This window comes from Kitasatospora sp. NPDC050463, from assembly GCF_040655255.1.
Classification (GTDB): domain Bacteria; phylum Actinomycetota; class Actinomycetes; order Streptomycetales; family Streptomycetaceae; genus Kitasatospora.
Map to the genome: position 1 here is coordinate 21,831 of NZ_JBFAJO010000063.1, position 21,536 is coordinate 43,366.

A 21,536-nucleotide genomic window follows, 5' to 3' on the forward strand; every position below is an offset into this window, starting at 1 on the left:
CTCAGGGCTCAGGCGAAGACGATCATCGAGCCCTGGGTGAGGCTGCGGGTGGCCGCCGCGTAGAGGCCCGCCCAGGCGTGCCGCTCCCGGGCGAAGGGGTGCACGTCGTCCAGCGGCGGGCCGAACGGCTGCTCCAGACCGGTCGGCCCGAGCGGCCTGGTCGGGTCCGGCGGGTTGAGCGGGTCGATGCCCAGCGCCGGTGCGACGGCCTGGAGTTCGCGCAGCAGCCCGTGGCTGGAGCCCAGCGGGCCGCCGGAGGCGAGCAGTGCGTCGTCCACCAGCGGCACCGCGAACTCGATCGGCACGTACGCCCCGGCGTGGTCGAAGTGCCAGACCAGGTGCGAGTGTTCGGCGCTGCTCTCGAACATCTCCAGCAGCTGCTCGTAGTCGCCGCCGAGCGCGTCCACCGGCGTGATGTCCAGGCCGGTGAGGCCCAGCAGGTAGGCGCGGCGCAGGAAGTGCAGCGAGTCGTAGTCGAAGGCGGCTATCGGTTCGACCGCCCCGCTTATCCCCGGGACGTACTGGTACACCGGAACCTCGGGCAGCCCGTGCGCGGTCAACACGGCGTTGTAGAGCGCGAGATCGTCCCGGAAGGGATTGTCGGGGCTGTGGCTCAGCACGTCCACGAGCGGGACGAGCCAGAGGTCGCAGGCCATGGGCCGGCTCTTCCTCTCCGGGCGGCGGGGCCGTCCGCGCGGGCGGACGACGGATGGACGGGTCGGGGTCCGGACGGTCGGTACAGGGACCGCCCGGGACGACGACCGCCCACCCTACCGGCCCGGCGCGCGGTGCGGGTCGGGCCGCCCCTCCGGGAGTTGGCCGGCAGGCGGGTCGGCCGACCGGCGGCCGAAGCGCCCGTACGCCGCCGTGCGCGGCTGCGGCACCAGGCCGAGGCCGAGGCCCAGCTCGCGGCCGAGCTCCCGCCCCAGCTCGCGTTCCCGGCCGCGGCGGCCGGCCTCCGGCGCCCGGAGCGGCTCCGGCAGGCGGACCGGGGTGCCACCGGACTCCCCTTCGCCGGGCCCGCCGGCCACCTCGGACACCGAGGACACCGAGGAGCCCGAGGAGCCCGAGGAGCCCGAGGAGCCCGAGGAGCCCGAGGGGCCCGCCGGCACCGAGGAGCCCGAGGGGCCCGCCGGCACCGACGAACCGGACGGCGCGGGCGCGGGCGCCGCGTCGAGACCGGCGGCCAGCAGCGGCAGCACGCCCACCGACTCCACCGGCTCCCCGGTCAGCCCGGCCAGCACCCGTACGGTGAAGAGGTTGTACTCGCAGACGATCCGGTGCGCGCCCGCGAGGTCGTGCCCCTCGATCGCCTCGACCAGCTCGATGTGGCGGTCCCAGCAGACCCCGCCCAGGGCCGGCATGGTCCGCAGGTAGGGCGCGGCGAACATCCAGGACTGGACCCGGAGCCAGTCCAGGTAGTCGCCGATCCGGCGGTTGCCGAGCAGCCCGGAGACCTCCTGCCAGAACCGGCGGTCGCAGCCCACCATCACGTCCAGGTTCCCCGCCCGGACGGCCCGGACCGCCGCGTCCGCCCGGCGGCGCAGCGAGGGCAGCCGGCCCGCGTCCGGCACCGCGGCGCGGACGGCGAGCTGGCGGAAGCAGCTGTCGGTGAGCAGCACCCGGGACTCGAAGATCTCCAGGAAGTCGGCCCAGCCGAACTCGGGCACCGTGAACCCGCGGTGGTGCTCGGCCCGCAGCAGCCCCTGCGCCCCCAGGTCCACCAGCGCCTCGCGGGCCGGGGTCGCGGAGACGCCGTACAGCTCGGCGATCTCCTTGACGGTGAAGTTGCGGCCGGCGGCCAGCCGGCCGGCCATCATCTCCTCGCGCAGCGCGCCGGCGATCTGCTCACGCAGGCTGTTGCGCTGGATCACGGGGCTGGTGTCGCCTGCGCCGGTGCCGGACATGCGTGCGACCTCCTCGGGCAGGCTCGACGGTCTGCCTCGGGACAGGCCGGCTGAAGAACGGCTGGTAACACGACGAAGGCTCATCTTCTCAAATATGCCGCCGTCCCGTACAAGCCTCCCGTATGCCCCGGAAAGCCCCCCTCACCCGCCCCCGGGCGTCACCGCTGCACGGGAGCCGGGATGCCCAACAGCCGGTCCCGGTGGACCGGGAACTCGGCGCGGGCCTTGGCCACCTCGGCCGGATCGAACTCCACGGTCAGCACCTCCTCCCCCGCACCCGCCTCGGCCAGCACCCGGCCCCACGGGTCCACCACGATGCTGTGGCCGGCCTGCTCGACGCCGCCGTGCGTCCCGGCGGTGTTGCAGGCCAGCACGTAGGCCTGCTCCTCGACCGCGCGGGCCCGGCTCAGCAGCGTCCAGTGCTCGCGCCGGCGCGCCGGCCAGGCCGCCGGGACCACCAGCAACTGCGCGCCCGCGTCCAGCAGCGCCCGGAACAGCTCCGGGAACCGCAGGTCGTAGCAGGTGGCCAGGCCGAGCGTGCCGAAGTCGGTGGCAGCGGTGACGATCTCCTGCCCGGCGCCCATCACCACCGCCTCGCCGCTGTCGAAGCCGAAGCGGTGGATCTTGCGGTAGGTGTGCACCAGCTCGCCGTCCGGGGCGAACAGCAGCGAGGTGTTGTAGATCGGCCCGTCCGGGTCGCGCTCGACGATCGACCCGGCGTGCAGCCAGACCCCGGCGGCCTTCGCGGCGGCGGCCATCGCGTCGGAGGTGGGCCCGTCCAACGACTCGGCGCCGTCCGACCAGAGGTCGTAGGCGAAACCGCCCAGCGGCCACAGCTCCGGGAGGACGACCAGGTCGGCCCCCTGCTGGGCGCGGACCAGAGCCGCCGCCCGGGCCCGCCGCTCGGCGGGCGGCTCGGCGTCGGAGACCGCGAGTTGGATCAATGAAGCGCGCACAGTACCACCGTCCACGGCAAGAGTCCTACGATCGTCACCCGAAAGCGCTGCCCTGTTCTCACCCGGCAGCGTAACGTGCGGTTAGCGTGTGCGCCCGGAAGCCGGACTTTCCCGTCCGACCCCGAACCAGGGCGCGCGCGGCAAGGCAGCTGACGGAGGGCCGGAGATTCCCGTGACGGACAACCAGACCGTGCAGGCTTACACCGAGGCGTGGACGCAGTCCATCGAATCGATATCGGAACTGGTGGCCCCTCTCCCCGAGGGCTCCTGGAACCGGGCCACCGAGTGCCCCGGCTGGTCCGTCCGGGACGTCGTCTCGCACGTCATCGCCGTCGAGTCCGAGCTGCTCGGCGACCCGCGCCCGATCCACTCGCTCCCCCGTGACCTGCGCCACGTCACCACCGAGTTCGCCCGCTACATCGAGCTGCCGGTCGACAAGCGCCGCTGCCACACCGCACTGGAGATGACGGGCGAGCTGGAGTACACGATCATCCGCCGCTCGCGCGCGCTGCGTGGCGCCAAGCAGACCCCGTCCGAGACGGTCCGCTTCCCGGCCGGGCCGCTCAGCCGCGACCTGCCGTACCACGAGCTGCTGCGGCACCGGGCCTTCGACGTCTGGGTGCACGAGCAGGACCTGCGCCGGGCCCTCGCCGTGCCGGGCAACCTGGACTCCCCGGCCGCACTGCTCTCCCGCGACATCCTGCTGGAGGCCCTGCCCAAGGCGGTCGCCCACCGGGCCGGCGCCCCGGCCGGGACGACGCTGGTGGTGGATGTCACCGGTCCGGTCGAGTTCCTGCGCACCGTCCGGGTCGACGACGCCGGCCGCGGCACCGTCGACGAGTCGATCAGCCTCGCCCCCGACGTCCAGCTCACGCTGGACTGGGAGACGTACGTCCGGCTCGCCTGCGGCCGCGGCCGCCCGGGCCCGGTGACCGTCGAGGGCGACCGGGAGCTGGCCTCGCGGGTGCTGGCCAACTTCTCCGTCACGGCCTGACCGGCCCTCCCCGCACGGCCGGAGCGAACGGCCCGGCCGTGCGGGCCTGCCGCGGCCGGAGTGCACGGCCGCCGCTCGGCAGGCCCGCTCGTCAGACCGGGGCCGCCGCGCCCCGCTCCCGCTCGGCGACCTTCCGCCGCAGCCGCAGGATCATCAGGGTGCCCGCCGCCAGCGGCACGTACAGCCAGCAGAAGGCCCAGCGAAAGGCGTCGGCGGAGTAGGTGTCGGTGCCGGCCGGCGTGAGCGCGTCCAGGAGGACGCCGATGCCGAACAGGGTGATCATCGTGCCGATGAAGCCGCCCATGTTGACGATCCCGGAGGCAGTGCCGAGCCGCTCCACGGGATTGCGCGCGCGGGCGTAGTCCAGACCGACCAGCGAGGCCGGGCCGTTGCTGCCCATCACCAGGATGATCCCGACCAGCAGCCAGGCCGGCGGGTGCCCGCCCGGCCAGGCCAGCACGAGCGCCCAGCCGAGCCCGGTGGCGGCGATGACGGTGAGCACGATCGGCATCCGGGCCCGGGCGGTGCGGGAGAGCAGGCGGCCGAAGAGGAAGCCGAAGGACATGTTGGCGAGCACCAGCAGGGTGAGCAGCCCGCCCGCCCCGGTGCGCGACATGCCCTGGGCCTCCACCAGGTAGGGCAGGCCCCAGAGCAGGCCGAAGGCGTTGCCGGGGAACTGGGTGGTGAAGTGCACCCAGAGCCCCAGCCTGGTGCCGGGTTCGGACCATGCCTGCCGGACCTGCCGGCCGACGCCGGGCCGGGGCGCCACGAGCCCGGGCACGACGGCCGCGCCGGCCACCGGCGGCGCGCCCGCCGGAGCCTCCCGCAGGAAGAGCGCGACCAGGGCGAAGACGGCGACCCCGAGCAGGGCGATCGCGGTGAAGGTCGGGGTCCAGCCCTCGCGGCGCAGGGCGTCGGCCAGGACGACGGTGGTGACCAGGTTGCCGCCCATCCCGGCGAGACCGGTCAGCTGGGCGACGAACGGGTTCTTCGCGGCCGGGAACCAGCGCGCGGCGATCCGCAGCACGCTGATGAAGGTCATCGCGTCACCGCAGCCCAGCACCGCCCGGGAGGCCAGCGCGGGGGCGAAGGAGGAGGAGAACGCGAAGGCGAGCTGCCCGGCACTGAGCAGCAGGATGCCGAGCAGCAGCACCCGGCGCGGGCCGAAGCGGTCGACCAGCAGGCCCACCGGTATCTGCATCGCCGCGTAGACCAGCACCTGGAGGATCGAGAAGGTGGAGAGCGCGGAGGCACCGATCGCGAAGCGCTCGGCTGCGTCCAGTCCGGCCACCCCGAGGCTGGTCCGGTGGATCACCGCGAGGATGTACACGCTGACGCCGATGGACCAGGCAAGCCAGGCGGCGCGGCCGCCGGGCGGCGGCACGACCGCGGGCACCACCGGGGACGCGGGAACCGCCGGGGGCGCCGGCTCGGTGGTGGATCGGGGAGCGGGGACGGACAGGGGGCGGGCTGAACTGGCGGGCTCCACGGACATAGTGTGCCCAGATTAGTCATCCCATCATTCGACCCTCAGCCGGGGGTGGCGGGGGGATCGGGCGGGGGGACCGGGCTCGAACCGCCTCAGCCGGTGACGGTCCAGGAGACCGATCTGGTCATGTACCGGTCGCGGAAGGCCTCGTCGCGGACCCAGTCGGTGGTGTCCCGCACGGTGGCCGTCACCGTGGCGCTCTGCCCCGGGAGCAGGGCCAGCGCGGCGGTGTCGAGCCAGCTGCGGTCCGCCGCCTGCGGCTCCACCGGGACGCCGTCCACCTTCCAGTCCACCTGCAGCCGACGGGTACCCGCCAGGGGCAGTGGCCGGACCTCCAGCCGGGGGCGGCCGGTCACCTCGCCCGGGGCGGGCACGGGAGTGTCGGTCGGCCGGATCCGGCGGTAGATCTCCTCGATGATCGCCTCCCGCGAGGGCAGGTTGTAGGCGCCGCCGAGGGTGCGCATCACCGAGTCCTGGGTGGGCCGGTAGATCCCGTTGGCGCTGCGGTAGGCCCCGATCGTGCCGCCCCCGTCCGGGGACTCCGCACCCAGCCAGCGCCACCACTTGGTCTGCTTGCGGCGCATGTCGTCGGCGTTCTCGGTGGAGAGGTTGGGGTAGTCGGCGTCGTCCGGCGCGCTGTCGTACTCGTCGCCGAGGTCGCCCACGGTGTGCCCTATCTCGTGCTGGATGATCCGCCCGGCGTCCGGACTGCCGCCGGCCAGGGTGGTCACCCCGGTGCCGCCGGCGCCACCGTACTCGCTGGAGTTGGCGAGCGCGATCAGGTACTGCGGGCCGTCGCCCTCGCCCGCGTAGCGCGCGGTGGCGGCCTCGTCGGCGCAGAGCAGCCGGGCGGTGCCCTCGCACCAGAAGTGCATGCCGAGCGGGGTCCCGGGGTTGCGGCCCCGGCTCTCGGTCTCGGCGATGCCGGAGTCCGGCGAGACCACTTCGACCCGCCTTATGTTGAAGAACCCCTGGTAGCTGCGGAACGGCTCGATCTCCATCAACGCGCGCCAGGCCCGGTCGGCCTGCTCACGGAAGAGCTCCTGCTCGTCGGCGCGGTAGCCGTCGCCGAGCAGCACCAGGGTGATCCGGTTGGCCGGGTCCCCGGTCCGTCTTATGTCGACGGTGGGGGCGGTGCCGGCCGCACGGAGGTCGGCCCGCTGGACGGTGTGGGGCGGCACCGCCCGGTCGGCGGGGGCCCCCGGCCCGATCACACCGAACGGCGAGGGGCCGGCCAGCTCCAGGGCGGCGGGCAGTACGGCGGTGGACACCAGCACGAGCGCGGCCAGACTCCGGACGAGACGGCCAGGGTTGCCAGGCGGCATACGGGTGCGTCCTCGGGGATCCGGTCACCCGGCGTCGCCCGGGTGGTGGACGCGAAGACGTACCCGGCCCGGCGTGTCACCCCCACCGGCCGGCGAAAATGTCACCGACCTGGCCGAACGACCCGGATCACCCCGGTCATACCTATGAGTCCGACCAGGTGGATGATCTCCACTGACCGTGACCTCAGCCGCGCCGTCCCGGCCGGGCCTGGAGCACCAGATGGGTGCCGAGGCCGAGCAGCAGCCCCCAGAACGCCGAGCCGATGCCGAGCAGGCTCATCCCCGAGGCGGTGGCCAGGAAGGTCACCACCGCCGCGTCCCGGCCGCGCTCCTCGGCGACGGCCGTGGCCAGGCTGCCCTGGAGCGAGGCCAGCAGGGCGACCCCGGCGATCACCGCGATCAGTTCCTTCGGCAGACCGGTGAACAGGCTCACCAGCAGCCCGCCGAAACTGCCCACCAGCAGATAGAGCAGGCCCGCCGACATCCCGGCGACGTAGCGGCGCCGCGGATCGGGGTGACTCTCGGGCCCGGCGCAGATGGCGGCGGTGATCGCGGCCAGGTTCACCCCCGGCGAGCCGAACGGCGCCAGCAGGACGGAGACCCCGCCGGTGGCCCCGATCAGCAGCCGGTCGTCCGGCCGGTAGCCGAAGGCCCGCATCACTCCCAGCCCGGGGGCGTTCTGCGAGGCCAGCGCCACGATGGTGAGCGGCAGCGCCAGACCCACCATGGCCGGCCAGGAGAAGGCCGGCACGGTGAACACCGGCCTGGTCGGGCCGCCCGCCCCGAGGTGCAGCGGCAGCCCGACGGTGACGGCCGCCAGCACCCCGCCGACCAGCAGCGCGACCGGGACGGCGTACCGCGGCGCCAGCCGCTTGGCCAGCAGGAAGGCCGCGAAGCTGCCGAGCACCAGGGCCGGCGCGCCGCGGACGGCGCCGAAGATGCCGGCACCGAAGGAGAACAGGATGCCCGCCAGCATCGCGTTGACGATCCCGGCCGGGATCGCGGCGATCAACCGCCCGAACAGTCCGGTGACACCGAACAGGGCCACCAGCACCCCGCTCACCAGGAAGGCGCCGACCGCCTCCCGGTAGGGGTACTCGCCGAGGCTGGTGACCAGCAGCGCGGCACCCGGAGTGGACCAGGCGGTGATCACCGGCGTCCTGGTCCACCAGCTGAGCAGCAGGCCGGGAAACCCGCTGCCGATGGCCACCGCCCAGATCCAGGAGGCGGTGTGCGCCTCGTCCAGCCGCCCGGCCGAGGCCGCCGCGAGGACCACCACCAGCGGCCCGGAGAACGAGACCACGATGCACACCAGCCCGGCCAGGACCGCGGGGAGGGAGGCGTCCCGCCGCAGCGAACGGCGCTCCTCGGGGTCGGTCCGACTGTCCGCCGAACGGGTTATCAGCTCCTCTGCCATGGCGGCAGTATCGCGGAGCGGCCCCCGGTGGTGGGCCGCTCGAAGATTCTCGAAGAACTTTCGAAACCACCTGCAACCCCTGGCGGGGACGCACGTCCATACGGATGAAGGCACGGAGAGCGAGACCGGCAAGCCCGGGGGGGCGCTACCGCTCGACTGAGCGAAGCCGGTCACCTTCACACACCGCCAGCATCCTGACCCTGGGGAGTCACGTCATGCGCAAGTCCGTTATCTCCGCTTTTGCGAAGGACACCACCTCGCTCTCCGGCCGCCGCCTCGCCGCCGCCCTCGGCGCTGGCGCCCTGCTCGCCGTGCGCCGACTGCGTCCCCAGCGCTGATCGCCCACGGAAACCGGAAGGGCCTTTCCCCCCACCAGTGGTGGGGGGAAAGGCCCTTCCCGCGTTCCGGCCGGTCAGCCCCAGGTGATCAGACGCTTGGGGCGCTCCAGCAGCGCGGCGACGTCGGCCAGCACCTTGGAGCCCAGTTCCCCGTCCACCAGGCGGTGGTCGAAGGAGAGGGCCAGCGTGGTGACCTGACGCGGCACCACCTTGCCCTTGTGCACCCACGGCAGCTCCCGGACCGCGCCGAAGGCGAGGATCGCCGCCTCGCCCGGGTTGAGGATCGGGGTGCCGGTGTCGACGCCGAAGACGCCGACGTTGGTGATGGTGACGGTGCCGCCCTGCATGTCGTTCGGCGAGGTCTTGCCCAGCCGGGCGGTGTCGATCAGCTCGCCGAGCGAGACCGCCAGGCCGGACAGCGTCTTGGCGCCCGCGTCCTTGATGTTGGGGACGATCAGGCCGCGCGGGGTGGCCGCAGCGATGCCGAGGTTCACCTGGCCCCTGATGACGATCTCCTGGGCCGCCTCGTCCCACTGGGCGTTGATCTCGGGGTGCCGCTTGATCGCGATCAGCAGCGCCTTGGCGACCAGCAGCAGCGGGCTGACCCGGACGTCCCGGCCCAGCTCGCCGCTCTCCTTGAGCCGGCGGACGAACTTCATCGTGCGGGTGACGTCGACCTGGACGAACTCGGTGACGTGCGGGGCGGTGAAGGCCGAGGCCACCATCGCCTGCGCGGTCGCCTTGCGGACACCCTTGATCGGCACCCGGACGTCCCCGGTGGCGGCGGTCGCCACCACCACCGACTCCGCCGGAGCTGCCGCGGGCGCCTCAGCCGGCTCCACCGCGGGCACCGTGACGACGGCCGCCGCGGCGGCGTGCGCGTGCACGTCCTCGCGGGTGACCACGCCACCCGGGCCGGTCGCCGTGACGGCCCGCAGGTCGACACCGAGGTCCTTGGCGAGCTTGCGCACCGGCGGCTTGGCCAACGGCCGGTCACCGGTGGGCTGTTCCGGCAGTACCGGCACCACCGGCGGCACGGCGACGGGTGCCGGAGCAGCCGGGGCGACGGGCGCGGCGACCACCGTGGTCGTGGTGGTCGTGGTCGTCCGGCGGGCGCGACGCTGGGTGCCGCCGGTCCGCGGACCGTAGCCGACCAGCACCTCGCGCCGGGCGGGCTCCGCCTCGGCCTCGGCCGGAGCGGCCACCGGCGCCGCCGGGGCCGCCGGGGCGGCCGCGGCCGGAGCGACGGCGCCGGCCTCCCCGGCCACCGCGACCGAGATGATCACGGTGCCGACGTCGACCGTCGAGCCCTCCGGGAAGAACAGCTGCTCGACGACCCCGTTGAACGGGATCGGCAGCTCCACGGCGGCCTTGGCGGTCTCCACCTCGCAGACGACCTGGCCGTCCGTCACGGTGTCGCCCGGCTTGACGTACCAGCTGAGGATCTCGGCCTCGGTGAGGCCCTCGCCCACGTCGGGCATCTTGAACTCGCGGAGCGAGCGAACTTCGGTGGTCATCTTCGCTCCCCGGTTCAGTACGCGAGCGCGCGGTCGACGGCGTCGAGCACGCGGTCCAGGTCCGGCAGGAAGGCTTCCTCGACCCGGGACGGCGGGTACGGCGCGTGGTAGCCGCCGACCCGCAGGATCGGTGCCTCCAGGTGGTAGAAGCACCGCTCGGTCAGCCGGGCGGCCAGCTCGGCGCCCATGCCCAGGAAGACCGGCGCCTCGTGGACCACGATGCCGCGGCCGGTCCGCTTGACCGACTCCTCCAGGGTGGCGAAGTCCACCGGGGAGAGCGAGCGCAGGTCGACGACCTCCAGCCGGCGGCCGTCCTCCTCGGCGGCCGCGGCGGCCTCCAGGCAGACCTTGACCATCGGCCCGTAGGCGATCAGCGTCGCGTCCGCGCCGGGGCGCACGATCCGGGCGTCGTACAGACCCAGGTCGGCGGCCTCGCCGACCTCGCCCTTGTCCCAGTACCGGCGCTTGGGCTCCAGGAAGATCACCGGGTCGTCCGACTCGATGGCCTGGCGCAGCATCCAGTGCGCGTCGTGGGCGCTGGAGGGCGAGACCACCCGCAGACCGGCGGTGTGCGCGAAGTACGCCTCGTGCGACTCGCTGTGGTGCTCGACCGCGCCGATGCCGCCCGCGTACGGGATGCGGATGGTGACCGGCATCTTGACGTGCCCGAGCGCGCGGGCGTGCATCTTGGCCAGCTGGGAGACGATCTGGTCGAAGGCCGGGTAGACGAACCCGTCGAACTGGATCTCCACCACCGGGCGGTAGCCGCGCAGGGCGAGGCCGATCGCGGTGCCGACGATGCCGGACTCGGCGAGCGGGGAGTCGATCACCCGGCTGTCGCCGAAGTCCTTCTGCAGGCCGTCGGTGATCCGGAAGACGCCACCGAGCTTGCCGATGTCCTCGCCCATCAGGAGCGTCTTCGGGTCGTTCTCCAGCGACTTGCGCAGCGCCTCGTTGAGCGCCTTCGCGATGCTGAGCTGACCGGCCATCAGAGGTTCTCCCCCGCCTCGAAGGAGGCCGCGTACTCGACGTACTCGGCCCGTTCCTCATCGACCAGCGCGTGCGGCTCGGCGTAGACGTGGTCGAAGATCAGGGTCGGGTCCGGGTCCGGCATGGTGCGCACGCCCTCGCGCACCCGCAGCCCCAGCTGCTCGCTCTCGGCCTCGATCGAGGCGAAGAACTCCGCGTCCGCCAGGCCCTCCTTCTCCAGGAGCGCCTGGAGCCGGGTGATCGGGTCCTTGGCCTTCCAGGCCTCGGTCTCCTCGGACGGGCGGTAGCGGGTCGGGTCGTCGGAGGTGGTGTGCGCGCCCATCCGGTAGGTGAACGCCTCGATCAGCACCGGCCCGTTGCCGCTGCGGGCGTGGTCGAGCGCCCAGCGGGTGACCGCCAGGCAGGCCAGCACGTCGTTGCCGTCGACCCGGACGCCCGGGAAGCCGAAGCCGGAGGCGCGGCGGTACAGCGGGATCTTGGTCTGGGTGGTGGTGGGCTCGGAGATCGCCCACTGGTTGTTCTGGCAGAAGAAGACCACCGGGGCGTTGTAGACCGAGGCGAAGGTGAAGGCCTCGTTGACGTCGCCCTGGCTGGAGGCGCCGTCGCCGAAGTAGGCGATCACCGCGTCGTCCGCGCCGTCCTTGGTGATGCCCATCGCGTAGCCGGTGGCGTGCAGGGTCTGCGCGCCGATCACGATGGTGTACAGGTGGAAGTTCTTCTCGTTCGGGTCCCAGCCGCCGTGGTTCACGCCGCGGAACATGCCGAGCAGGTTCAGCGGGTCGACGTCGCGGCACCAGGCCACACCGTGCTCGCGGTAGGTGGGGAAGGCGTAGTCGCCGGTGCGCATGGCCCGCCCGGAGCCGACCTGGGCCGCCTCCTGGCCGAGCAGCGAGGCCCAGAGGCCCAGCTCGCCCTGGCGCTGCAGCGCGGTGGCCTCGGCGTCGAACCGGCGCACCAGCACCAGGTCGCGGTAGAGGGCGCGCAGCTCCTCCGGGGTGGTGGTGAGCGGGTAGTCCGGGTGCTCGACCCGCTCTCCTTCCGGGGTGAGCAGCTGTACGAGCTCCGGCTGGGCGTCCGTACCCGTGGCGCGGAGGGTGTCAGGGACGCCGGGGGCCGCCTTCTTGCGGGCCCTCGCCGTGCTTTTGACGGTCACGTTCACTCCTCGGTCTGTCCGGCCGCCCGGGGTCGCCGGTGACCGGTCCGGTCACCGCCTCGCGGGGCGCGCGTGGGTGTGCGCACCGGCTGCAAGGCAGGTGGTGATCCTGTTCCGACGGCGTCCCTCACGAGAACGTTACCCAGCGGCAGCCCTTGGCGCGCTTGCGCTAGGACGTCCTACTTGTTCAGGGCCCACAACAACTGGTGGTGTCGCGCGCAGCCCGCCGTCGGAAGGGTGGTGGGGGGTGACGGGCGGGCGTGGCGCAGCTCTCAATTCGGTCGCCTTCAGGACACCTGCGCACGTTATCCGGGCGGAGCCCCGTTCGTAAGGGGGTTGCCGGTATCGCTTTCCGACACTCTGGCCGGATAGCGCCGCCGCGGTGATGCGCGCAATAGGTCTTTCCTACGGTGATATGGGAGGCTTTGCGCGTGACTGATAACGGACAAATCAGGGTATTCCTGCTCGACGACCACGAGGTGGTCAGGCGGGGCGTCCACGATCTTCTCTCGGTCGAGGACGACATCGAGGTGGTCGGCGAGGCCGGCACCGCCGCCGAGGCCGTCACCCGGATCCCCGCCGTCCACCCGGACGTCGCGGTACTCGACGTCCGGCTGCCGGACGGCAACGGCGTCGAGGTCTGCCGGGAGATCCGCTCCCGGCTGCCGGAGATCAAGTGTCTGATGCTGACCTCGTTCTCGGACGACGAGGCACTGTTCGACTCGATCATGGCGGGCGCCTCCGGCTACGTCCTGAAGGCGATCCGCGGCACCGACCTGATCACCGCCGTCCGGGACGTCGCGGCCGGCAAGTCGCTGCTCGACCCGGTGGCCACCAGCCGGGTGCTGGCCCGGTTGCGCGACGGCGGCGAGAAGGAGGACGAACGACTGTCCCAGCTCACCAAGCAGGAGCGCCGCATCCTCGACCTGATCGGCGAGGGGATGACCAACCGCCAGATCGGCAACGAGCTGCACCTGGCCGAGAAGACGGTCAAGAACTACGTCTCCAGCCTGCTCGCCAAGATGGGCATGGAGCGACGCACCCAGGCCGCCGCCTTCGTGGCCCGGCACCAGGCCGACCAGCAGCACTGAGAGCCGGGCGCATCACAGACCTGACGGTTTGTCAAGGACCCCCGCCAGGGGGCCCTAACCTCAGGCTGTGACTTTCAGCCAGACCCTCGCCTGTGCCCCGGCCCGCCCCGACCTCACCGCACCCCCGATAGGGACCCTCAGCCCGCCCGTCCCGCACCTCGCCCTGGCCGAGGTCCTGCGGCGCTACCGAGTGGGGCGGCTGCTCACCGCCGAACCGGTCGCCGAGGGCCTGTTGAACCGGGGCTACCGGGTCACCACCGAGGCCGGGACGTACTTCCTGAAGTGCTACGTCGACGCCGCCACCGCGCACCGCGGGTCCATCGCCGAGCACCACCGCGCGATGGCCGCGCTGGACGCCCTCGGACTGCCCGTCGCTCCCCCGCTGGCCTGTGCCGAACGGTCGGTCACGGTGGACGCGTTCGGCGGGCGGCTGTTCGCGCTCTTCCCCTGGGTCGATGGCCGACACCGGCACGGCAGCGACCTCTCCCTCCCGCAGTGCGACGCCCTCGGCGCGCTGCTCGGGCGACTGCACGGCGCACTCGACGACGTCTGCGCCCCGGTCCCGCAACCCGCCGGCTACCGCAGCGCCGACCCCCTGGACAGTGCCCGGCTCGCCCGCGAGCTACGGCTGAGCGCCCGCGGACACCGCCCGTACGGCGAGTTGGACGCGCTGGTCGAGCAGCGGCTCACCGAACGGCTCGACCTGCTCGCCGAGTACGCCCACCGCCGGCCGGCCCCGCAGGCCGCCCCGCCCACCGGCTGGACGCACGGCGACTTCCACGGGCTCAACCTGCTGCACGAGGGCGACCGGATCGCGGCCGTCCTGGACTGGGACAAGCTCGGCCCGCAGCCGCGCGCCGAGGAGGCCGTCCGCGCCGCCACCCTGGTCTTCAACGACCGGACGTCGGGAGCGCTCGACCTCGTCCGGGTCCGGCACTACTCACAGGCTTACCGGGCCACCGGGGCGGCCACCGCGGAGCACCTGGCCGCGGCCGCCCACCGGGTCTGGTGGGAGCGGCTCAACGACTTCTGGATGCTCCAGTGGCGCTACCAGCGGGCCGACCACCGGGCCGACCCGCTCTACCCCGCCTCGGCGGGCCAGCTGGCCTGGTGGTGCCAGGAGTACGAGCAGGTGCTGGACGCCTTCGCCAACTGACCCCGGCGGTCAGCCGCCGGTAGTGGGCGGGGTGGTCCCACCGCCGCCCGGCGGCTGCGTCACCGGCGGCTTCGTGGTCGGCGGCGGCTGGGTCCCCGTCGCGCCGCCGGTCGGCGTGCCGGTGGCCCCGCCCGTCGGCGTCGGGCTGGTTCCGCCGGTCGGCGTTCCGGTGGACGTCGGGGTGGAGCTCGCCGACTTCGTCCCGGTGGGCGTCGGCGTCATGCTCGGCGAGTGCTTGCCGGAGGGAACGGTGGGCGCCGGGCTCTGGTTGTTGTTGGTGTCGGTCGGCTGCTGCGGCTTCCGCGGGCTCTGAGTGACCGGCGCCGAGGTCGGGGTGTTCCCACCGGTGGTGGGCGTGCCGGCCTCGGGCGAGGTGACCGACGAAACGGACTGCGTGGGCGCCGGGGTGGGGCTGTGGTCCCCGCCGTTGCCGTTCCCGCTGAGTGCGAGTGCGATACCGACACCGGACGCGACGAGCACCGCCGCGACGCCGGCCACCCAGCCCCAGGGCCCGCGCCGCCGACCGTCGTCCCCGTCGTCCCCGTCGCCGCCGCCCGAGCCGTCCTGGCCGCCGCCGTACGGCCCACCGACCCCCGGGTAGGGCGCGGACGGGGTGTGCGGACCGCCCGGCACCTGGTACGGCAGCACCGTGGTCGAGTCGCTCGCGCCACCCATGCCGAACGGCGCGGTGAGGGCCGTCTCGCCGTCCGCCCCGATCATCGGGGTGGCGCCGCTGTGGCCCTGGCCGGCGGCCGCCAGCCCGGCCGCCGCGGCACCCGCCGCCCAGGCCCCGCCGTGCATCTCGCGCAGCGCGTGCTGGACGTGGGCGCGGAACTCGTCGGCGTCCTGGAAGCGGTCGTCCGGGTTCTTGGCGAGCGAGCGCAGCACCAGCGGGTCGAGCGCGGCCGGCACCCGCGCGTTGACCTGCGCCGGTGGCACCGGCATGTCCTGCACGTGCTGGTAGACCACCGAGAGCGGGGTGTCGCCGGTGAACGGCGGGCGCAGCGTGAGCAGCTCGTAGAGCATGCAGCCGGCCGCGTACAGGTCGGAACGGTGGTCGACCGGCTTGCCGAGGGCCTGTTCGGGCGAGAGGTACTGCGGGGTGCCCATGACCATGCCGGTCTGGGTCATGGTGCTGGCGGTGCCGGTCAGCGCGCGGGCGATGCCGAAGTCCATCACCTTGACCGCGCCGGTGGTCGTGATGATGACGTTGGCGGGCTTGATGTCCCGGTGCACGATGCCGTGCCGGTGGCTGTAGGCGAGTGCCTCCAGCACCCCGGCGATGATGATCAGCGCCTGGTCGACCGGCGGCGCCTCCTCGTCCACCAGCAGCTCGCGGACGGTCCGGCCCTCGACCAGTTCCATCACGATGTAGGGCGTCGACTCGTCGCCGACGTACTCCTCGCCGGTGTCGTAGACCGCGACGATCGAGTGGTGGTTGAGCGCCGCGACGGCGTGTGCCTCCCGGGTGAAGCGCAGCCGGGCGATGTCGTCCTGGGCGAGTTCGGGGCGCAGCAGCTTGACGGCGACGGTCCGGCCGAGCCGGACGTCCTGGGCGGCGAAGACCTCGGCCATGCCACCGCGGCCGAGCCGGTGGGTCAGCCGGTAGCGGCCGTCGCCGACCGTGCCGAGCGGGGCCGCGGTGCCCCGGCCGGGGGTCTGCGGGCCGCCGCCGAACGGCGGGAGTGCGGAGGTGGCGGCGCTGTCGCTGCCGGGCTCGGGCATCCTGCGGGCTCCGCCGGCCGAACCGGCCGCCCCGGCACCCTCGTCGTCGTCCGGCTGCTGCGTCTGTGCCATCGCTCCTCGCCCCGGGCGTTCGCTCGGATCGCGGTGCCCTGTCGCTTCGTGTCCCCGAACGCTACCGCCTCCGGACTTCCCCCGTAGCACGCCCGATCCGGGCGGAACGCGTCAGAGCAGGCCATTCCGGTCGGGCAGGTCGTCCAGGTGCAGGACGGTCGCGGGCCGCTCGGCGGACCGGGAGCTCTTGGTGTCCTTCTCCGCCTTCGTCACCACGATGGCGATGATGATGATGGCGAGGATGATCACGCCGATGATGATGCCGACGATCACCAGTGCGGTGGAGCAGCCGCCGCTGTTCGACGCGGGAGCCGGCTGGAACTGCGCCGGCATCGGCTGGGGCGGCGGGGTGTGCGCCTGCGGCGGGAAGTGCTGCGGGGCCTGGAAGGCCGGCGGCGGGGTCTGGTACTGCTGCGGGAACGGCTGCGGCGTCTGCGGGTGCTGCGGCGGCGGGGTCTGGTACGCCGGCGGCGGCGTCCGGTACTGCTGCTGGAACGGCTGCGGGGTCTGCGGAGCCTGCGGGACGGGCGGTGCGGCGTGCACCGAGCGCGGGCCGTCGGTGATCACCAGCGGCGAGCTGGCGGCCAGCTGGTTGCCGTTGCCGCCGCCCTTCTCCGCCGCGATCAGTCGCTCCGCCTCGTCGCGCATGGCCGCCGCGCTCGGGAAGCGGTGCGCCGGGTCCTTGCGCAGCGCCTGGGCGACGAAGGCGTCCACCGCCGGGCTGACCGTCCGGTTGACGGTGGACGGCGCCGGGGGCTCCTCCTGGACGTGCTTGTAGGCGATCGAGAACGCCGAGTCGCCGTCGAAGACCAGCTGGCCGGTGAGCATCTCGAAGAGCATCACGCCGACCGAGTAGAGGTCGGAGCGGGCGTCCACCGGCTTGCCGAGCGCCTGCTCGGGCGAGAGGTACTGCGGGGTGCCGACCACCATGCCGGTCTGGGTCATGGAGGTGACCCCGGACTCCAGCGCGCGGGCGATGCCGAAGTCCATGACCTTGATGTTGCCCTTGCGGTCGAACATCACGTTGCCGGGCTTGATGTCGCGGTGGACCAGGCCCTGGTCGTGCGAGGCCTCCAGCGCGTTCAGCACGCCGACGGTGACCCGCAGCGCCTCCTCGGTGGGCATCGCGCCGTACTGCGCGACCGCCTCGTTGATCGCGTCGCGCAGGCCCTTGCCGTCGACCAGCTGCATCACGATGTACGGGGTGGTGGAGCCGTCGGGGGCGACGTCCTCGCCACTGTCGTAGACCGTGACGATGTTGGCGTGCTCCAGCCGGGCCACGGCCTGCGCCTCGCGGCGGAACCGCTCCTTGAAGGACTCGTCGCGCCCGAGCTCGGCGTGCATGCTCTTCAGCGCGACCGACCGGCCGAGCACGTTGTCGTAGGCGAGGTGCACGGAGGCCATGCCGCCCTCACCCAGCACCCGCTGCAGCACGTACCTGCCGTTGCCCAGGGATTGGCCCTCGACCGCCGCGTTGCCGTGCTCGCTCATGGTCCTCTGCTCCCCCTCGGCGCGGTCGTGCCGCCGCAACCGTGACGTTCGGTCTCGTCCGTGCGTGGTCGGGCCCGCTTTCGTGGCCCGCCCGACCCCTGTCGCGGCGCTCGCCCGGCCTGCGACAGGGGCCCAGGGTATCGGCTCGCGGCGACAGTGATCGGCGCAGGGCCGACACTGTGTCCGAGCCGCGACCCACTACCGGGCGGTAGTGGGTCGGTCGTGCGTTCGGCACCGGATCGTGGCGGTACGTCCGACACCGGGCGGCCGACCCGGCCCCCGCGGCGCTCCCGCGGGGCCGGTGCGGGGCCCGTGCGGGGCCGGTACCGGGCCTACAGGTACGGACCGGAGCGGATGCCGCGGCCCTCGCCGGGCTCGTCGCCCTCCTGGTCGGCGCCCTGCAGGCCGGGCGGCAGCGCCCGCCGCATCTGCTCCAACTGGGCCCGCGCCGCCATCTGCTGGGCGAACAGCGCGGTCTGGATGCCGTGGAACAGGCCCTCCAGCCAGCCCACCAGCTGCGCCTGCGCGATCCGCAGCTCGGCCTCGGTCGGGATGGTGTCCTCGGTGAAGGGGAGCGAGAGCCGCTCCAGCTCCGCGACCAGTTCGGGGGCCAGGCCGAGCTCCAGTTCCTTGATGGAGCTGGCGTGGATGTCCTTCAGGCGGACCCGGCTGGCCTCGTCGAGAGGAGCCGCCCGGACCTCTTCCAACAGCTGCTTGATCATGCTGCCGATCCGCATGACCTTGGCCGGCTGCTCCACCATCTCGGTCACCGGGAGCTCGCGCGGCCCCTCACCGTCGTCCTGGGTCGAACCGGCGAACCCCTGACCCACGGGCAGCCCGTCCGGTCCGACGATCAGCACCTTCTGGCCGTCCTGCGACTGCCCGCCCATGGCCTGGTACAGATCCTGCGGCGAGCGCTCGTTCATCGGATTCGTCATGAACAACATTCTTCCTCACTGGGGTTGGTCGGGCGGAACCCCGACCGCGCCACCGCCACCGCACCGCTGCCACCGAGCGACGTCACCGACCGCCGCCACCGCGGCACGTCCGGGCACGACGCTACGCCCCCGCGCGGGAGCCCGGCATCCGTACGGATACTCAGTTCGCGCGGGGGCGCAGGCCGGCTCAGCCCTTGCGCAGGCGCAGGCCGATCAGCCCCAGGCCGCAGCCGATCAGGCCGAGGCCCGCGCCCAGCGGGAGCTGGAGCGTGGAGGCGTCGCGCCAGCGAGCGGGCAGCACGGCCGGGACGGCTCCGGCGGCCTGCTGGGCGGTCGCCCCGGCCGCCACGGTGGCGCCGTCCGGCACGGCGTCCTCGGCCGGCGCGGTGGTCTCCGGCGTACCGGGGTCCGCGTCCGGGGCGGCCTGCTCGGCCTGGACCGGCTGCTCCGGCCCCTGCTCCGGTCGGCGCTCGGGGACCCGCTCGGGGGCCGAGGCCGGCCGGTGCCGGTGGCCGGCCGCGTCCCGGCCGGCCCAGGGCCCGCCGGCCGCCGGCCCGGGGCGGGGGCGCCCGTTCTGGTGCTGCGGTGCCACGGCGACCGCCGGGGGCAGGGCCGGCGGGGCCGGCGGCTGCGCGCTCGGGGGCGGCGACGGGGTGCCGGTCGGCGCCGGCGGTGCGACTGGCGACTCCGGCGCTGGAGTCGGAGTCGGAGCAGGGGTCGGCTCCGGAGACGGCTCCGGAGCGGCGGAGGCCGAGGGCGAGGCTTCGGAGGAGGCCGGGCCGGCACCGGCGGAGGGCGAACCGGACCGGCCGGGCCCGCCCGGCACCGGCCCGTTCCCGGCAGGCGAACCGGGCTCGGACGACGTGGCCGGCCCGGACGGGTCCGTCGACGGCGCCGACGGCGCGGCGAGCGCGGTGGAGGTCTCCGGCCCGGCGACGGCCTCCCGCGGGCCGGTCGGCCGGTCCGCCACGGCGGCCGGCGCCGGCACGACCAGCGGCAGGGCGAGGCCGAGCACCGCCACCGCCAACAGCCGCCGCAGTCGGCGGTCGCTGCGACGGGCCCGGCGACCGCCTGTACCGGCCCGGCCCGGGGTACGGCCGTGGGAGGGCGTGGCGGGCAGCGGCCCGAGGAACGCGTTCGAAGGTGCGGCCACGGTCGAGGTCCTTCCGACGGCCGACCGCGCACAGGCGGGGTCGGCGGCGGGACAGCTCCGGACCAGCGTCACACAATCGGGCATTCCGGGCATTTCGAACGGCTGTGCACCAACCGTCCGGCCGGACCACGGTCTCCTCCACCGCCTCCCGGCGGCCCCGGCCGGGCCTCAGGCCCGCAGCACCACCTTGCCGACCTGCTCGCCGTTCTCCAGCGCCCGGTGCCCGGCGGCCGCCTCGGCCAGCGGCAGCACCCGGTCGATCACCGGCCGGACCAGCCCCGACTCGACCAGCGGCCAGACGTGCTCGCGCACCGCCGCCACGATCGCGGCCTTCTCCGCCAGCGGCCGCCCGCGCAGATTGGTCGCGATCACCGCGCCGCGCTTGCGCAGCAGCGTGTTGAGGTTGATCTCGCCCTGCACCCCGCCCTGCAGGCCGATGATCACCAGCCGGCCGTTGACCGCCAGCGCGTCCACGTTCCGCTGCAGGTACGCCGCGCCCATGAGGTCCAGGATCACGTCCGCCCCGGCGCCGCCGGTGGCCTCCCGGAGCACCTCGACGAAGTCCTGCTCGCGATAGTTGATCATGATGTCGGCGCCCAGCTCGGCGCACCGGGCCAGCTTCTCGGCACTCCCCGCCGTCACCGCCACCCGGGCCCCGACGGCCTTGGCCAGCTGGATCGCCATCGTCCCGATGCCGCTGGCCCCGCCGTGCAGCAGCACCGTCTCCCCCGGCCGCAGGTGCGCGACCAGGAAGACGTTGGACCACACCGTCGCGGCGACCTCCGGCAGCGCGGCGGCCTGCTCCAGGTCGAGCCCCTTCGGCACCGGCAGCAACTGCCCGGCCGGCACCGCGACCCGCTGCGCGTAGCCGCCGCCGGCCAGCAGCGCGCAGACCTCGTCGCCGACCGCCCAGCCGGCCACCCCGGGCCCGAGGGCGACGATCCGCCCCGAGCACTCCAGGCCGGGGTAGGGCGAGCTGCCCGGCGGCGGGTTGTAGAAACCCTGCCGCTGGAGCAGGTCGGCCCGGTTGACGGCGGTCGCCGCCACCTCGACCAGGACCTCGCCGTCACCGGGCACCGGGTCCGGCACCTCGGCCCAGACCAGCGCCTCGGGCCCACCGGGTTCAGGAATCGTCATCGCATGCATGACCCGAAGCTACTGCGTTCCGGCGGGGCCGCGGGGGCGCCCCGCGCAGCCGGCGGGAGCACTCGGTCCGACCGGGCCGGGGCACCCGGTTCACCCCGCCAGCCCGGCCAGCACCTCGGCTCCCGGCAGGGTCGCCAGCGCCCGGCCCGGCAGGATCAGCTTGCCCCGCCGCCGCCCGCTGCCCACCAGGACGTACGGTGCCCCGGCCACCGCCGCGTCGATCAGCAGCGGCCAGCCGGCGGGCAGGCCGACCGGCGTGATGCCGCCGTACTCCATCCCCGTCTGCGCGACCGCCGCGTCCATCGGCGCGAACGAGGCCTTGCGCGCCTCCAGCCGCTTGCGGACGGCCCGGTTGACGTCCACCCGGGTGTGGGCGAGCGCCAGACAGGCGGCCCGCGTGGTCTCCCCGCCGCGCTTGGCGGCCACCACCACGCAGTTCGCCGAGGCCTCCAGCGGCACCCCGTAGGTCTCGCAGAACACCGCGGTGTCCGCCTTCTCCGGGTCGGTGTCCACATAGAGCACGGACCGGGCGGCCTCCCGGTCGTCCCAGTTCCTGAGGGCGTCGGCCACCGGCCCGGCGAGGAGGTCGCAGACGTCCAGGGCCGGGGCGACCGTCTCGAACGTGCCGAAGGGGGGCAGCGGTTGCTCAGTCATGGCACGGACTGTAGCCACCGGCCG

At 73.8% G+C, this 21,536-nt stretch carries 19 protein-coding genes; 4 read left to right on the plus strand and 15 right to left on the minus strand.

All coding sequences use genetic code 11. The annotated features are described in order from the left end of the window. Positions 1-8 precede the first annotated feature (8 nt). The 3 genes from AB0J08_RS31035 to AB0J08_RS31045 form a co-directional block, all read right to left on the minus strand. Positions 9-656: a hypothetical protein gene (locus AB0J08_RS31035; protein WP_360641179.1), complete on the minus strand. Its 648-nt coding sequence runs from the start codon at positions 654-656 to the stop codon at positions 9-11. A gap of 114 nt (positions 657-770) precedes the next feature. Continuing rightward, positions 771-1,907 (minus strand): GntR family transcriptional regulator, encoded by a 1,137-nt coding sequence (locus tag AB0J08_RS31040; RefSeq protein ID WP_360641180.1) that lies wholly within the window; start codon positions 1,905-1,907, stop codon positions 771-773. 158 nt (positions 1,908-2,065) lie between these two features. After that, positions 2,066-2,863, minus strand: a complete 798-nt coding sequence (locus tag AB0J08_RS31045) for a carbon-nitrogen family hydrolase (RefSeq protein WP_360641181.1) — start codon at positions 2,861-2,863, stop codon at positions 2,066-2,068. Positions 2,864-3,035: 172 nt separating this feature from the next. Between AB0J08_RS31045 and AB0J08_RS31050 the strand changes: the two genes are divergently transcribed. Continuing rightward, positions 3,036-3,857 (plus strand): maleylpyruvate isomerase family mycothiol-dependent enzyme, encoded by an 822-nt coding sequence (locus AB0J08_RS31050; protein ID WP_360641182.1) that lies wholly within the window; start codon positions 3,036-3,038, stop codon positions 3,855-3,857. 91 nt (positions 3,858-3,948) lie between these two features. Here AB0J08_RS31050 and AB0J08_RS31055 read toward each other — a convergent pair whose 3' ends face one another. From AB0J08_RS31055 to AB0J08_RS31065, 3 genes are all read right to left on the minus strand, one after another. Further along, the gene (locus AB0J08_RS31055) at positions 3,949-5,256 is read right to left on the minus strand and encodes an MFS transporter (RefSeq protein WP_360641204.1); all 1,308 of its coding nucleotides are present in this window, start codon (positions 5,254-5,256) and stop codon (positions 3,949-3,951) included. A 182-nt stretch (positions 5,257-5,438) separates the two neighbouring features. Continuing rightward, complete coding sequence (locus AB0J08_RS31060) at positions 5,439-6,671, minus strand: M64 family metallopeptidase (RefSeq protein ID WP_360641183.1); 1,233 nt, start codon at positions 6,669-6,671, stop codon at positions 5,439-5,441. A 184-nt stretch (positions 6,672-6,855) separates the two neighbouring features. Then, entirely contained in the window at positions 6,856-8,088 is a 1,233-nt protein-coding gene (locus tag AB0J08_RS31065; RefSeq protein WP_360641184.1) for a benzoate/H(+) symporter BenE family transporter, read from the minus strand. Between the two features lie 215 nt (positions 8,089-8,303). Here AB0J08_RS31065 and AB0J08_RS31070 point away from each other — a divergent pair, with 215 nt between their 5' ends. Continuing rightward, the gene (locus AB0J08_RS31070; protein WP_360641185.1) at positions 8,304-8,426 is read left to right on the plus strand and encodes a hypothetical protein; all 123 of its coding nucleotides are present in this window, start codon (positions 8,304-8,306) and stop codon (positions 8,424-8,426) included. Positions 8,427-8,500: 74 nt separating this feature from the next. Here the strand turns inward: AB0J08_RS31070 and AB0J08_RS31075 are convergent, their stop codons facing one another. From AB0J08_RS31075 to pdhA, 3 genes are read right to left on the minus strand one after another with little or no spacing between them, the layout of a single operon-like run. Then, on the minus strand, positions 8,501-9,943 hold the full coding sequence (locus AB0J08_RS31075) for a dihydrolipoamide acetyltransferase family protein (protein WP_360641186.1): 1,443 nt from the start codon (positions 9,941-9,943) through the stop codon (positions 8,501-8,503). Positions 9,944-9,957: 14 nt separating this feature from the next. Beyond that, positions 9,958-10,935: an alpha-ketoacid dehydrogenase subunit beta gene (locus AB0J08_RS31080; protein WP_360641205.1), complete on the minus strand. Its 978-nt coding sequence runs from the start codon at positions 10,933-10,935 to the stop codon at positions 9,958-9,960. Further along, complete coding sequence (pdhA, locus tag AB0J08_RS31085; protein ID WP_360641187.1) at positions 10,932-12,092, minus strand: pyruvate dehydrogenase (acetyl-transferring) E1 component subunit alpha; 1,161 nt, start codon at positions 12,090-12,092, stop codon at positions 10,932-10,934. The genes AB0J08_RS31080 and pdhA overlap by 4 nt, the downstream gene beginning before the upstream one ends. A gap of 425 nt (positions 12,093-12,517) precedes the next feature. On the opposite strand from pdhA, the gene AB0J08_RS31090 reads away from it, so the two are divergent. Together AB0J08_RS31090 and AB0J08_RS31095 are read left to right on the plus strand one after the other, a co-directional pair. After that, a complete protein-coding gene (locus AB0J08_RS31090) occupies positions 12,518-13,177 on the plus strand; it encodes a response regulator transcription factor (protein WP_360641188.1) in 660 nt (219 codons plus the stop codon). A gap of 67 nt (positions 13,178-13,244) precedes the next feature. Then, entirely contained in the window at positions 13,245-14,333 is a 1,089-nt protein-coding gene (locus tag AB0J08_RS31095; protein WP_360641189.1) for a phosphotransferase, read from the plus strand. A gap of 9 nt (positions 14,334-14,342) precedes the next feature. Here the strand turns inward: AB0J08_RS31095 and AB0J08_RS31100 are convergent, their stop codons facing one another. The 6 genes from AB0J08_RS31100 to AB0J08_RS31125 form a co-directional block, all read right to left on the minus strand. Further along, entirely contained in the window at positions 14,343-16,130 is a 1,788-nt protein-coding gene (locus AB0J08_RS31100) for a protein kinase (RefSeq protein WP_360641190.1), read from the minus strand. Positions 16,131-16,241: 111 nt separating this feature from the next. Next, positions 16,242-17,621, minus strand: coding sequence for a protein kinase (locus tag AB0J08_RS31105; RefSeq protein ID WP_360641191.1), 1,380 nt, complete (start codon positions 17,619-17,621; stop codon positions 16,242-16,244). 332 nt (positions 17,622-17,953) lie between these two features. After that, positions 17,954-18,511 (minus strand): bacterial proteasome activator family protein, encoded by a 558-nt coding sequence (locus AB0J08_RS31110; protein ID WP_360641206.1) that lies wholly within the window; start codon positions 18,509-18,511, stop codon positions 17,954-17,956. A 235-nt stretch (positions 18,512-18,746) separates the two neighbouring features. Further along, positions 18,747-19,712, minus strand: coding sequence for a hypothetical protein (locus AB0J08_RS31115; protein WP_360641192.1), 966 nt, complete (start codon positions 19,710-19,712; stop codon positions 18,747-18,749). Positions 19,713-19,880: 168 nt separating this feature from the next. Next, a complete protein-coding gene (locus AB0J08_RS31120) occupies positions 19,881-20,858 on the minus strand; it encodes an NAD(P)H-quinone oxidoreductase (RefSeq protein WP_360641193.1) in 978 nt (325 codons plus the stop codon). 90 nt (positions 20,859-20,948) lie between these two features. After that, complete coding sequence (locus AB0J08_RS31125) at positions 20,949-21,512, minus strand: YbaK/EbsC family protein (RefSeq protein WP_360641194.1); 564 nt, start codon at positions 21,510-21,512, stop codon at positions 20,949-20,951. Positions 21,513-21,536 lie beyond the last annotated feature (24 nt).

Coding starts and splice junctions, on each gene's coding strand:
- AB0J08_RS31100 (WP_360641190.1), bottom strand. CDS start 16,130: ATGGCACAGACGCAGCAGCCGGACGACGACGAGGGTGCCGGGGCGGCC.
- AB0J08_RS31110 (WP_360641206.1), bottom strand. CDS start 18,511: ATGGGCGGGCAGTCGCAGGACGGCCAGAAGGTGCTGATCGTCGGACCG.
- AB0J08_RS31035 (WP_360641179.1), bottom strand. CDS start 656: ATGGCCTGCGACCTCTGGCTCGTCCCGCTCGTGGACGTGCTGAGCCAC.
- AB0J08_RS31040 (WP_360641180.1), bottom strand. CDS start 1,907: ATGTCCGGCACCGGCGCAGGCGACACCAGCCCCGTGATCCAGCGCAAC.
- AB0J08_RS31105 (WP_360641191.1), bottom strand. CDS start 17,621: ATGAGCGAGCACGGCAACGCGGCGGTCGAGGGCCAATCCCTGGGCAAC.
- AB0J08_RS31075 (WP_360641186.1), bottom strand. CDS start 9,943: ATGACCACCGAAGTTCGCTCGCTCCGCGAGTTCAAGATGCCCGACGTG.
- AB0J08_RS31125 (WP_360641194.1), bottom strand. CDS start 21,512: ATGACTGAGCAACCGCTGCCCCCCTTCGGCACGTTCGAGACGGTCGCC.
- AB0J08_RS31060 (WP_360641183.1), bottom strand. CDS start 6,671: ATGCCGCCTGGCAACCCTGGCCGTCTCGTCCGGAGTCTGGCCGCGCTC.
- AB0J08_RS31065 (WP_360641184.1), bottom strand. CDS start 8,088: ATGGCAGAGGAGCTGATAACCCGTTCGGCGGACAGTCGGACCGACCCC.
- AB0J08_RS31120 (WP_360641193.1), bottom strand. CDS start 20,858: ATGCATGCGATGACGATTCCTGAACCCGGTGGGCCCGAGGCGCTGGTC.
- AB0J08_RS31070 (WP_360641185.1), top strand. CDS start 8,304: ATGCGCAAGTCCGTTATCTCCGCTTTTGCGAAGGACACCACCTCGCTC.